Genomic DNA, 13355 nt, shown 5'->3' on the forward strand with positions numbered 1-13355 from the left:
GATAAGCATAACTCAGTCCTCTTTTTTGCCTTTTTGTTTCTGGAAAATCAAAACTCGCAAAATTTGGACTGAGTTTCTTTGACACTCCTACCATTTTGAAAAGTTATATATCACTACCGGCCATAAATAATCCGAGGAAAACAGTGCCAATGCTTCATGGCGTAATACGATTAATTGGCTGATCTTGCCAAGTAAAAAACACAAATTCGCTGCTCGTGCAATTTCATGGCGATCACTGCTCATTGCCAATAGGCACATAATTAAGATAGGCGACATCGCATTGGTTGCACCGCCAATAACCCCGGCGGCGAAACCAAATAGAGATAAAACAATCGGATTTTCTGGCAAATGCAAGTTACTGCCACGAGTACTATTGATAATGTAAAATGCAATTACCCCACTCAGCAATAATTGCAAATAGGCCGGATTAATTAAAAATAACAGTTTTGCACCAATAAAACTGCCGAGCAGGGAAAAGAAAGCTAACAAACCATATTTATATAAAATATGACCAATCTTTCCGCCCGATATTACACTAAAAATATTAACCAATAATGTTGGCCATAACGCTAATACAACTGCCTCTTTTAATGGCATAAATAAGCTTAATGCGGTTGTGCTGGCTATCGGAAAACCGATACCGCTAATGCCATGTAATAACGCAGCGGTAATAAAGAGTAGGGATAAGATAAGCAGGTTCAAGGTATTGTCCTTATAGATTGAAACAATTGCATTTTATATTTATCTGGTATATTCATTGCAACATAAAGAGAAAATGGCAATTTATAAGTTATTATTCCTGAGATTATATTTATATATTATGTTTAACCTATTCCCATTGTTCTAATTGAGAAAAAAGATAATGCCAAAACGTACTATTTTGTTAACTGGTGCAAGTGGACGTATAGGGCGGACTTTCTTTCTGTCCATGCAGGAACATTATATTTTTACCCTTGTAGACCAAAAACAACCCGACTATCTCGTCAAAACTCCGCATCGTTTTATTCTTGCTGATTTATCCGACCCTTCTGTCGCTGAACAATTAATAATTGGTGTAGAGAATATCATCCATCTTGCAGGAATTCCTCATGCTGATGCTGAATTTGAACATTTATTACCAGCAAATATTTTAACAACAACTTATCTTCTTCAAGCTGCAGCTCAATCTGAATGTCGTCGTTTTGTTTTCGCCAGCAGCGCACAAACAATTGAGGGATATCCTGTCGATAAACAAATACCTGATGGGATAGCGGTATCCCCGGCTAATTTATACGGTGTTACAAAATGTTATGGAGAAGCACTTTGTTCCTATTTTGCGACCCAAAAAGGTTTGTCTTCCGTCGCACTGAGAATAGGTGCTTTTGAATTCAGGGATAATCATGGACTCAAAAATGCCCGCGATCTTAGTGCTTGGTTGAGCCCTGAGGACGCAATCCAGTTGATTAATTGTGCTATTGAAGCTGAAGATATTACTTTCTTTATCGCCCACGGCATTTCCAATAATCGGTTTAAACGCTTCGATCTCACCCAAACCAGAAAAATATTAGGCTATTCTCCCAAAGATGATGCCTTTCAGTCATTTGATTTAAAATTATTAACCAATTGATAGTTAAAGAATTATTTAACTCCCCATCCAATTCAGACGGATGGGGAGTTTTTTTATTACTGACCAAACATCTCACGCAGCCAGCCCGGCGCTTCTTCCCCATTCTCTTCTATTGGCTGTTGTTCTGATTGCTGACACAAAGCCTGTGGATCGTCGGTCCAAACCGGCAACATCCTGACACCATTACCCGCACAATCGAAGCTGCCATTTTCATTGACTGACATATCCACGATATCTTCCGGCGGACGGTTATTCAGTATCAATGGCGTTTCGTTTTCCAGATAACGCTCGTAAATCTTTAATGCTCCCGTCGCCCCTGTCAATTTAGTAGGGCCATTGTCATCGCGCCCAGTCCAGACAACCGCCACTTCTTTACCATCAATTCCCGTAAACCAACTGTCACGAAGATCATTAGTCGTTCCGGTTTTCCCCGCCAAATTGTATTTGCCATACTTTCCAATCAATGAACGGCCTGTACCTCGCGCTATGACTTGCTGCATACCGTATAATGTCAGATAAGCAGCCTGTGGCGGAACAGCCCGTTCTGCCTGTGGGTAGCTCTGGTAAACTACCGTACCATCTTCGGCAATGATAGAGCGCAAGGCGGAGAGTTTTGCACGATTACCGCCGCTGGCAATGGTCTGGAACTCTTGCGCCATTTCCATTGGCGTCAACTCAATCGCACCCAATAACATGGCGGGAACCTGTTTAATCTCTTTCGCAGGAATTCCCAGGGAAATTAAGGTACTGGTTATGCGATCCAACCCAACATCCAGCCCCAGGTTAACTGTCGGAACGTTCATTGAGCGTGCCAACGCATCTATGAGCATAACGCGCCCGCTAAAAGTACGGCTAAAGTTCTTCGGCTCCCAAGGTTTTCCTCCGGCCTGAGGGACAGAGATAGGTTCATCTGCCAGCCAAGTATTCAGGCGATATTTATCCGGCTGACTCAATGCCGTCAGATAAGTCGCTGGTTTGGCAAGAGAGCCGATCAAACGGCGGGCATTCAATGCACGGTTAAATCCGGCATATTGCGGTTGGGAGCCGCCCACCATTGCACGAACTTCGCCACTGAAACGGTCAACAACAACCATCGCTCCTTCCAGACCCTTAATTCCACGGGCTGCCCGCAAAGCAACAATACCTTCTTCCACCGATTTTTCCGCCGCAAACTGTGCAACCGGATCTAAAGTGGTAAAGATTTTCACACCCGATAAGTCATTAACTTTATCGCCTAACTTTTCCTGTAGTTCCTGACGCACTAACTGCATAAAAGCAGGCTGTGGTGTAATTCCCTCATTTTTCAGCTTCACACCCAATGGGCGGGCGCTCAATTCATCATATTGTTGCTGAGAGATAACGTTTCGGCTCTGAAGAATTTTTAACACGACATTACGGCGTTCCAGTGCCACTTTAGGATTGCGCCACGGGTTATACAAAGATGCCCCTTTGACCATACCCACCAGCAACGCCTGCTGATCCAAAGTCAGTTCCCCGATCGGACGCCCAAAATAGTACTGGCTCGCCAGAGGGAAACCATGGATTTGCTCGTCTCCACTTTGCCCCAGAAAGACTTCGTTCAGGTACAGTTCAAGGATGCGATCCTTACTGTAACGGGCATCCATCAATAACGCCATGTAGGCTTCATTCACTTTACGGCTCAAGGTACGTGCATTGGAAAGAAACAGGTTTTTCACCAATTGCTGCGTCAGGGTACTTCCCCCTTGAACCGTGCGCCCCGCCATTAAGTTAGCCAATACGGCACGGGCAATGGAAAGCGGCCTGACTCCGTCATGTTCATAGAAATAACGATCTTCCGTTTCCAGTAACGCCTCAACCAATGATTTAGGAAAGTCCTGACGCGGGATAAACAGACGCTGCTCGCCATTCGGCGATTGCATCATGGTGATCAATTTCGGATCAAGGCGGAAAAAACCAAACTGACGTTGATTTTCCATGTTTTGAATGCTGGAAAGATGATTGTTATCGAAGGTCAATCGAGCTTCAATTTGTCCTTCCTGACCATCAGGGAAATCAAATGGACGACGCAGCATCTCAATGCTATTACCCTTGACAATGAACTCACCTGCACGGGTAATTCTGGTCACTTTCCGATACTGCATTCCCTCCAGTAAATGGATCATTTCATCCTTACTGTAATTCATGCCGGGTTCGAGGTTAACCATCCGTCCATACACTGCGGCGGGTAAATCCCAAACTTTACCGTCGATACGCTGGCGCATTTTGTTATCCAGATAAAAACCATAAATAACAAACAATACTGTCAACACAATAAAGACTTTTAACAGCAGCCACAAAAACCAGCTCCCTCTGTTTTGGGGGGGGCGGGCCTTGGATGGTCGGGTATTCTTCCCTTTTTTAGTCATGACTTCATCCTCATCGTCGTCAAAATCATCATCTTCATAATCATCATAGTCATCCCGCCGATCGCGTTTTTTTGATGTGCGCCCGCGACGAGGCCCCGATTTTTTGCCCTTGCGTCCGATTGGCTGACGATCATCATCAGACATACCGAATTCTCCAATGTTTATTCAATGCCGGAATATGAATTAAAAGTAATCACATATATTTTTTCACGCGCCTCGTCGGCGCCGTGTTGGCAGGATCATCTGGCCATAAGTGTTTGGGATAACGCCCTTTCATCTCTTTTTGTACTTCACGGTAAGCTCCCTGCCAGAATGCAGCGAGATCCTGCGTGATCTGTAATGGACGATGGGCAGGAGATAACAATTCAATGACAACCGGAATTCTCCTTTTCGCCAATACCGGATTTTGCTGCTCCCCATACATCTCTTGCATTCTGACTGACAGTACGGGCGGCTTATCGTTAAAATATTGGATAGCGATCCTGCTCCCAGTTGGCACAGTGTAATTAGTAGGCAATTCATTATCCAGTATTTGCCGTTGCTGCCAATCAAGCAAACTTATCAGGCAAGATGAAAGTTCAATCTGACGCAGTCCTTTCAAATCACCAATGCCGCCCAACACAGGCAGCAACCAGTGCTCAAGGGTACTTAGCAAGGATTCATCGTCAACCGTCGGCCACTCTATTTCCGGCAACCATTCTGTTGCCCTTTGCAAACGAATACGCAATTGCAACGCTTCCTGTGACCAATTCAACGCTGACAAACCTTCCTGCCGAACCCAATTCAGCAAGGCTTCTTGTAATTCCGATTCTGAAGGTTTTGCCAGAGGCTGAGCTTTGACAACTAAACGCCCACATTGCAAACGCTTCCATGCGCGCAATGAGCCTTTGTTATCATCCCACTCCACGGCTGTATGTTCAGTAAACAGAAGCGGAGATTGTCGTAAGGTATGCCCGATATCTAAAGGGCAGGCAAGCGATACTCTGGCATCGGGCGTATTAAGCTGCTGCAACGATGGAATAACCAACCACTCTTCTCCCGAAAGTGGTTCCTCATGTTCCAGCACGACACCCAATCCATTAGCGAGCTGAAAACGCCCAAGGTTATCACGGTTTTTGGCGATTCTGTCTGGAAATCCCTGTACCAATAATTCAGGGATAACATCAAGGCAAATGTTCTCTGTTTGGTTCCCAACACCCTGCTTTCCATTCTTGCCCACAAGATTCCTGATAAGCTGGTTAGCCCGTTGCTGCCAATGGCGCTGATTTGATGTCATCCAATAAGTAATATCAGGTTGTCCACGGCGAGGAGGTTCTTCCAGAATCGCGACCAGTTTTGCTGCGGTTGCCAATGCCGAACTGTCTTGTTCCTTTTCTGTAGGTTCCTTTCCTGCCCACTCTTTACCCGAACATAGAATTGCCGCCAAACGCGGCTCGCTACCGGATTCCGCCATCTGCCAGCCGCGGGCTGTCAATTGTTGATGTTCATCCAATGCCCCCAATCGCAATAACAACGATTCTGCAACAGCCAATGCGGGTTGTGGAGGGTTATTCAACCACTGAAGCTGGTGACTGTCACGGCATCCCCACTGTAAAAGGGAGAGCAACAGGCTGCTGAGATCTGAATGCAGGATTTCCGGCTCACTGTGTTCCGCCGCCCTTTCTGCCTGATCCTGACTGAACAGATGCCAACAAACGCCTGATTCCAACCGTCCGGCGCGCCCTGCCCGCTGAACCATTGATGCCTGACTGATGCGCTGGGTGATTAAACGCGTCAGGCCGCTTTTCGGCTCAAACCGGCTGGTACGTTCAAGGCCACTATCTACCACCAGCCGGATGCCTTCAATCGTCAAACTCGTTTCTGCAATATTGGTCGCCAACACGACCTTACGCATCCCCATGGGGGCTGGCGCTATCGCCTTACGCTGATCTGACAACGACAACGCACCATACAATGGACACAATAATGTATCGTCGCTGACCTTTCCTTCCAGCTGCGAAAATACACGCTGAATTTCACCGATACCGGGCAGAAACAGCAACAGTGATCCCGTCTCCTGCTGTAATAAACGCAAGACTGTCGATGCGACTGACTGTTCGAAAGGTTGATGCGAAGAAAGCGGATGATAAGATCTTGCAACCGGATAGCTACGCCCCTCTGATACAATCACTGGCACATCCGGCAATAGAGAAGAAAGACGCTGATTATCCAGCGTTGCAGACATCACCAGAACACGCAAGTCATCCCGCAATCCTTCCTGTACATCAAGCAACAACGCCAGCGCCAAATCCGCCTGCAAACTACGCTCATGAAATTCATCAAGGATGACGAGAGAAACACCGCTCAATTCAGGGTCCTGCTTAAGCATGCGTGTTAGAATCCCTTCCGTTACCACTTCAAGGCGTGTCGAAGTGCTGACTTTAGTTTCAGAGCGCATCCGATAGCCTACGGTCATACCAACAGGCTCATTCAATTGCTCAGCAAGGCGTTCAGCCACGCTACGCGCGGCAATACGCCGAGGTTCCAGCATAATAATTCGGCCTGCCAACGATGCTTGATTCAAAATCGCCAATGGTAATCCGGTCGATTTTCCTGCCCCTGTGGGTGCATGTAGCAGCACCTGTTTCGACGTTTGCAATTCAGCAATGACGGATTCTACAACGTCATAAATAGGTAATAACAAAGGATCACCATAATGGATTAACTTTCAACAGATGCCATTGTAGCATTAGCATCTTTGATTTCATTTCATCGAATTTCAGGTTACTGAGATTGTCGATCACGGGTTATGAAGGAAAGTTTATGGAATTTTCACCACCTCTAAAGCCTGCCACTTTAATACGCCGTTATAAACGCTTTCTGGCGGATGTCCTTACACCAGAAGGAGAAACACTTACCATACACTGTGCCAATACGGGTGCAATGACAGGTTGTGCTACATCGGGAGATACCGTCTGGTATTCCACATCCGACAATCCCAAACGCAAATACCCGAATAGTTGGGAGCTGACGCAGACTCAAAATGGGCACTGGATTTGTGTCAATACCCTCAGAGCCAATGAGCTGGTCTATCAAGCCATTGAAAAAAAGGTAATTTCGGAATTATCTGGTTATGAGCAAATTAGCCGTGAGGTGAGTTATGGAAAAGAGAAAAGCCGTATAGATTTATTGTTACAATCAAAACAACGAGTTAATTGTTATATTGAAGTCAAGTCAGTAACGTTGCTACAGGAAAATTATGGTTATTTTCCCGATGCGGTAACAATTCGCGGGCAAAAACATTTACGTGAGCTATCATTGATAGCACAACAAGGTCAGCGGGCTGTCCTGTTATTTGCTGTTTTACATTCTGGGATCAGTCAGGTTGCGGCAGCAAAACATATTGACCATGATTATGCTTTTCTTTTGGAACAAGCATGTAATTCAGGGGTCGAAGTTATTTGTTACAAGGCCAGCATGACAGAAGGCAGGATGATACTAAGTGACAAATTGCCTTTTTTATCAATAGGATAATTTGTAAACAGATCATGCTGATGAGGTTAGTTTTGCGATATATTTAAGCAGTAAACATGTCAGCCTTCACAGCATTGCAAAACTAATGGCAGGAACAATTGCCAACCTCGCAGTCATCTGCTATTTATAGCGGCCTATTTTTTTCCCCCCTGCTGTTGGGGGGCTGTTTGATAGTGCGTGTGTAAGGAGAAGCATTATGCAAGAAGGGCAAAAACGTAAAACCTCGTCCTTAAGCATTCTCGCCATCGCTGGGGTAGAACCTTACCAGGAAAAGCCAGGCGAAGAATACATGAACGATGCCCAGTTAGAGCATTTCAAGCTGATTCTGGAAGCATGGCGCAATCAACTCAGGGATGAAGTAGACCGTACTGTATCTCATATGCAAGATGAGGCAGCAAACTTCCCTGATCCAGTTGACCGTGCGGCGCAAGAAGAAGAGTTCAGTCTTGAATTACGTAATCGGGATCGTGAGCGTAAGTTGATCAAAAAGATCGAGAAAACGCTGAAAAAAGTCGAAGAGGACGACTTCGGCTATTGTGAATCCTGTGGGGTTGAAATCGGCATCCGCCGTTTAGAAGCTCGCCCAACAGCCGATTTATGTATTGACTGTAAGACGTTGGCTGAAATTCGCGAAAAGCAAATGGCTGGCTAACAAAATAGGGTTAAGTACGGCGCTGAACAGCGCCGTACTTAACCCTACATTGATCCTGATATGATTCAATCTGAACATTCCTCGTCATATATCGGGCGCTTCGCTCCGTCACCCTCCGGCGATCTCCATTTCGGTTCCCTGGTAACGGCACTGGGCAGTTATCTGCAAGCACGTACCTGTCATGGGAAATGGCTGATGCGTATTGACGACATAGATCCCCCACGGGAAGTCCCCGGAGCCGCCAATCGGATATTGAAAGCCCTTGAGCATTATGGCCTTTACTGGGATGACGACGTTCTTTATCAATCCCAACGCCATGAAGCCTATCGCGCCATCCTCGAGCAGTTAAAACAGCAGGGAAACAGCTATTGCTGTACCTGTACCCGCCAGCGCATTCAACAACTGGGCGGTTTTTATGATAAACACTGTCGTCATTTACGATTACCGGACCATAATGTGGCAATTCGCCTGAAACAACACCATCCGGTTGATGGGTTTTGCGATAAATTACAAGGGCACATCACCGTATCTACGGCAATGGCGGAAGAAGATTTCATTATTCATCGCAAAGATGGGTTATTCGCCTATAATCTTGTCGTCGTTATTGATGATAACTATCAGGGCGTCACTGAAATTGTCAGAGGGGCAGATTTAATTGAACCAACGGTTCGCCAGCTATCTCTGTATCAGCACTTGAATTTTAAGACGCCGGATTATGTGCATTTACCTCTCGTGTTAAATAGAGAAGGAAATAAGCTTTCCAAGCAAAATCATGCCCAGCCGATCCCTCTGAGTGATCCAAGGCCATTGCTTATTGATGCGTTATCATTTTTGAATCAACCAATTATCGTAGGCTGGCAGGATCTCACTACAGAACAACTGCTACAGCAGGCTATCGACAATTGGAATATAAACGCGATTTCGCCAAAAAACATAACCTATTGCCAATTTAAATAAAGTGTTGCTATTAGCGCTGTAAGCATTCTCAAAAAATGTCCAGTAAGTTATGATTGGCGGTTGTTTTTTGTTTTAATTGATTAGTCACTATCGAGGTGTCCCATTTTTAACCGAGTAGCAACTTTCTGCCGTAATTTGCTGATCCGCGATAACAGGGTAAAACGCGACACACAGGCAGTCAGTGAAAGGCCAGCCACCGTATCTGACCATTCTGCTCAAACAGAGAGCAGTTCTCTGCGTAAACGTCGCAGAGGAAATCATTCATCTTCATCACATGCCGACAACGACAAAATGAGGAAAAAACCCGCAAAGGCAAAACCTTCGGACTCCCCGATCACTGTGATCCCCCGGGAGCAACATCCGATTTCACGTAAAGACATTAGTGATAATGCCCTGAAAGTTCTGTACCGCCTGAATAAGTCAGGCTTTGAAGCCTATCTGGTCGGCGGTGGCGTTCGTGATCTATTGCTGCACAAGCAGCCCAAAGATTTCGATATAGCTACTAACGCCACACCAGAGCAGGTGCGTAAGTTGTTCCGCAATTGTCGTCTTGTTGGCCGCCGCTTTCGCCTTGCCCATATTATGTTTGGGCCGGATGTCATTGAAGTTGCTACCTTCCGCGGGCCACATGAGCAAGTTGAAAGCAATGACCGGAACCAGTCACATAAAGCCCAGAGCGGTATGTTACTGCGTGATAATATCTTTGGCTCGGTTGAAGAAGATGCAGCCCGTCGCGATTTCACGATCAATAGTCTCTATTATGGTATTGATGATTTTGCGTTGCGGGATTATGTCGGTGGCATGGCAGATCTCAATGCAGGTATTATCCGCCTGATTGGCGATCCAGAAACGCGCTATCGGGAAGATCCTGTACGTATGCTGCGGGCTGTTCGTTTTGCCAGCAAACTGAACATGACCATTGAGCCAGCCACGGCTGAACCGATCCCACGCCTTGCGTTTCTGTTGCAGGACATTCCGTCAGCACGCCTGTTCGAAGAATCACTGAAACTGCTACAGTCGGGGCAAGGTTACAGCACCTATAAATTGCTGCGCGAATATCATCTGTTCCAGCCATTATTCCCCATGATTCAACGCTGTTTCACCCAAGGCGCTGATTCTCCGATGGAAAAACTGTTGGCGCAGGTACTGAAAAATACCGACTACCGCTTACAGAATGACAAGCGGGTTAACCCGGCTTTCTTATTCGCTGCCATGCTTTGGTATCCATTGCTCGAACACGCGGAAAAACTGTCACAGGAAGGCGGATTGCAGTATTACGATGCTTTCGCACTGGCAATGAATGACATTCTTGATGAGCAGTGCCGCTCGATTGCCATTCCGAAGCGATACACCACGACCATGCGGGATATCTGGTTACTTCAGCTTCGCTTGCCGCGTCGTCAGGGAAAGCGCGCGAATAAACTGATGGAGCATCCTAAGTTCCGTGCTGCATATGATTTATTGGAGTTACGTGCCAGTATTGAGCCACGCCATGAGCTGAGAGAGCTGGTACATTGGTGGACTGAATTCCAGCAGTCAACACCTTCGCAGCAGCGTGGAATGATATCAGAACTGGGTAATGAACCCCTTCGTCGCCGGACACGTCCCCGCCGTGGTGGGTACACTCGTCAGAACAGGAACAACGGTTAATATGACCCGGGTTTATATTGCCATTGGCAGTAATTTGGCCGATCCTTTGCAGCAAGTTGATAATGCACTTGCTGCTTTGAAAAATATCCCTGATACCACTTTTGTTGTTCGATCATCTTTTTATCGGACTAAACCAATGGGGCCACAGGATCAGCCTGATTATCTCAACCTTGCTGTCGCATTGGAAACTCAATTGCCACCAGAGACTTTGCTTGATCACACTCAGGCAATCGAACTGGCGCAGGGCCGTGTTCGCAAAGATGAACGCTGGGGGCCAAGAACACTGGATCTGGATATCATGCTGTTTGGTGATCATATGATTAATACTGAACGCCTGACGGTTCCTCACTATGGTCTAAAACAGCGCGAATTTATGCTTTATCCGCTTGCAGAAATTGCACCGGATCTTGTGTTCCCCGATGGAGAAACACTGGCAGAACGATTACAAAAAGTTCCAGAAAATGGCCTGATGCTTTGGTTATAGCTCGCATATTTTGTAATTCAACATCTCATACAGCCGTGGCCGATTTCTGGATAATCAGGGCCTATCCTATTGGGTGCTTTTTTAACAAGCCAATGGGATAGGCCCTATACCTAATGGATTTCAGGTTGCAACTACGACCGCAGCATGAAAGATAACGGGTATAACTATTCAGGAGATAATAATGAAACCAACCACCCTGGCTGACCTGCGTCAGTTAAAAAAAGAAAAACGTAAGTTCGCAACTATCACAGCTTACGATGCCAGTTTTGCCCGCCTTTTCGCCGAACAAGGCATCAATGTCATGCTGATTGGTGATTCGCTGGGTATGACTGTGCAGGGGTTCGATTCTACCTTACCCGTCACAATGGAAGATGTCATTTACCATACTCGTTGCGTTCGCTCTGGAGCGCCGGATTCTTTCTTAATTACAGATATGCCATTCATGAGTTACGCCACACCAGAGCAAGCTTGTGAGAATGCAGCCAAGCTCATGCGTGCCGGTGCCAACATGGTTAAAATTGAAGGTGGAAGCTGGCTCTGTGATACTGTGAGAATGCTGACTGAGCGTTCTGTCCCTGTCTGTATCCATTTAGGTTTAATGCCGCAATCCGTTAATATCCTCGGCGGGTATAAAGTTCAGGGCCGTGATGAATCATCCGCAAATCAATTAATGACCGATGCTATCGCCCTAAAAGATGCTGGCATGCAAATACTGTTGTTAGAATGCGTTCCTGCCGAGCTTGCACGTCAAATTACCGACCAGCTCACCACGATCCCAGTGGTTGGAATCGGTGCCGGTAATGGCACAGATGCTCAAATCCTGGTTATGCACGATGCTTTAGGCATTACCGCAAGACCTCCTAAATTTGCCAAAGACTTTCTCAAAGAAACTGGCAATGTCAGGGATGCTATCCGCCTGTATAAAGAACAGGTAGAAAGCGGTGCTTATCCTGATCAAGCGCACTCATTCAGTTGATTATTCCCCCAGCATGACTGCTAATTAAAGGAGTACAGCAATGCTGATTATAGAAACGATCCCCATTTTACGCCGTGAGATCCGCCGTTGGCGTCAAGCTGGCAAGCGTATTGCTTTTGTCCCTACAATGGGAAATCTGCACGATGGTCACATGGCATTAGTTGAGACCGCCAAAGCGCAGGCTGATGTTGTTATTGTCAGTATTTTCGTCAATCCAATGCAATTTGACCGGGAAGATGATCTGGTCAATTATCCCCGGACCTTGCAAGAAGATTGCGAGAAACTAAGCCGTCACAATGTTGAATTAGTCTTCGCACCCAGCGTTGGCGAAATGTACCCGAACGGTTTAAACAGCAATCAAACGTTTGTCGAAGTACCAGAGCTGTCTCATATGCTTGAAGGTGCCAGCCGTCCGGGGCATTTTCGTGGCGTTACGACGGTTGTCAGCAAATTGTTTAATTTAATCCAACCCGATTTGGTTTATTTTGGTGAAAAAGATTTTCAGCAATTGCAGATTATCCGCAAAATGATTGCAGATATGGCTTACGACATTACATTGGTATCCGTGCCTATTATCCGTGATAAAAATGGATTGGCTCTGAGTTCACGTAATAACCTCTTGTCTGCTGAAGAGAAAAAAATTGCACCGTTGCTGAATAAGGCTATGCAATGTATAGCGGAACGCTTAAGGAATGGAGAGCGGGATACAGAGCGCCTGATTGAATTAACCTCTGTGCATTTACGGGAAGAGGGCTTTATGCCTGATGAATTGTTTATCCGCGATGCAGAAAATCTGGCCCCACTGACAGCACAAAGCAAAAAAGCCGTGATCCTTATGGCTGCATGGTTAGGCCAAACAAGACTGATTGACAATCAGCAGGTTGATTTGGCTGACTGATTTTAATGGTGGGTTATTCCGAATCGGAAGGGATGCACGACAAAATAATAGGGACTGTCATCGAACAGGAAGACTACCTTTGCTAAGGGGCCTAACTATTGAAGGCGTGACCGGTTAGCTTATTAACCCGAATTCTGCTTAAGCCATCATTGGAACATCTTCTTCTAAGTAGAAAACTTTCAGTGATGGTTTTTTCAATTTAAGGCAGTAAGCAATCAGTCCACCTAAAACG

The 13355-nt window shown here is 46.0% G+C and carries 11 protein-coding genes and 1 pseudogene; 8 read left to right on the forward strand and 4 right to left on the reverse strand.

The features are described 5' to 3' along the window. Positions 1 to 87: 87 nt before the first annotated feature. Positions 88 to 702, reverse strand: coding sequence for a TSUP family transporter (locus AAC854_RS18500; protein ID WP_340618408.1), 615 nt, complete (start codon positions 700 to 702; stop codon positions 88 to 90). 160 nt (positions 703 to 862) lie between these two features. Between AAC854_RS18500 and AAC854_RS18505 the strand changes: the two genes are divergently transcribed. Next, positions 863 to 1606, forward strand: coding sequence for an NAD-dependent epimerase/dehydratase family protein (locus tag AAC854_RS18505; protein ID WP_340618409.1), 744 nt, complete (start codon positions 863 to 865; stop codon positions 1604 to 1606). A 56-nt stretch (positions 1607 to 1662) separates the two neighbouring features. Here the strand turns inward: AAC854_RS18505 and mrcB are convergent, their stop codons facing one another. Together mrcB and hrpB are read right to left on the reverse strand one after the other, a co-directional pair. Further along, the gene (mrcB, locus tag AAC854_RS18510) at positions 1663 to 4137 is read right to left on the reverse strand and encodes a bifunctional glycosyl transferase/transpeptidase (protein ID WP_340618410.1); all 2475 of its coding nucleotides are present in this window, start codon (positions 4135 to 4137) and stop codon (positions 1663 to 1665) included. A 49-nt stretch (positions 4138 to 4186) separates the two neighbouring features. Beyond that, a complete protein-coding gene (gene hrpB / locus AAC854_RS18515; protein ID WP_340618411.1) occupies positions 4187 to 6676 on the reverse strand; it encodes an ATP-dependent helicase HrpB in 2490 nt (829 codons plus the stop codon). A gap of 119 nt (positions 6677 to 6795) precedes the next feature. Between hrpB and sfsA the strand changes: the two genes are divergently transcribed. From sfsA to panC, 7 genes are all read left to right on the forward strand, one after another. Then, the gene (sfsA, locus tag AAC854_RS18520; RefSeq protein ID WP_340618412.1) at positions 6796 to 7506 is read left to right on the forward strand and encodes a DNA/RNA nuclease SfsA; all 711 of its coding nucleotides are present in this window, start codon (positions 6796 to 6798) and stop codon (positions 7504 to 7506) included. 196 nt (positions 7507 to 7702) lie between these two features. Next, positions 7703 to 8158 carry an RNA polymerase-binding protein DksA gene (gene dksA / locus AAC854_RS18525; protein ID WP_047963537.1) on the forward strand — a complete coding sequence of 152 codons (456 nt, stop codon included), beginning with the start codon at positions 7703 to 7705 and terminating at the stop codon, positions 8156 to 8158. A 60-nt stretch (positions 8159 to 8218) separates the two neighbouring features. After that, positions 8219 to 9115: a tRNA glutamyl-Q(34) synthetase GluQRS gene (gene gluQRS / locus AAC854_RS18530; RefSeq protein WP_340618413.1), complete on the forward strand. Its 897-nt coding sequence runs from the start codon at positions 8219 to 8221 to the stop codon at positions 9113 to 9115. Between the two features lie 291 nt (positions 9116 to 9406). Beyond that, entirely contained in the window at positions 9407 to 10765 is a 1359-nt protein-coding gene (gene pcnB, locus AAC854_RS18535) for a polynucleotide adenylyltransferase PcnB (protein ID WP_340618417.1), read from the forward strand. A gap of 1 nt (position 10766) precedes the next feature. Then, on the forward strand, positions 10767 to 11249 hold the full coding sequence (gene folK, locus AAC854_RS18540; RefSeq protein WP_340618414.1) for a 2-amino-4-hydroxy-6-hydroxymethyldihydropteridine diphosphokinase: 483 nt from the start codon (positions 10767 to 10769) through the stop codon (positions 11247 to 11249). Between the two features lie 181 nt (positions 11250 to 11430). Continuing rightward, the gene (gene panB / locus AAC854_RS18545; protein WP_340618415.1) at positions 11431 to 12225 is read left to right on the forward strand and encodes a 3-methyl-2-oxobutanoate hydroxymethyltransferase; all 795 of its coding nucleotides are present in this window, start codon (positions 11431 to 11433) and stop codon (positions 12223 to 12225) included. A gap of 40 nt (positions 12226 to 12265) precedes the next feature. Next, positions 12266 to 13123 (forward strand): pantoate--beta-alanine ligase, encoded by an 858-nt coding sequence (gene panC, locus AAC854_RS18550; protein WP_340618416.1) that lies wholly within the window; start codon positions 12266 to 12268, stop codon positions 13121 to 13123. Between the two features lie 138 nt (positions 13124 to 13261). On the opposite strand, the pseudogene AAC854_RS18555 reads toward panC, so the two are convergent. Then, positions 13262 to 13355, reverse strand: a pseudogene (locus AAC854_RS18555) (IS982 family transposase); the annotation flags it as partial.

Source organism: Xenorhabdus entomophaga (genome assembly GCF_037996725.1).
GTDB classification, from domain to species: domain Bacteria; phylum Pseudomonadota; class Gammaproteobacteria; order Enterobacterales; family Enterobacteriaceae; genus Xenorhabdus; species Xenorhabdus khoisanae.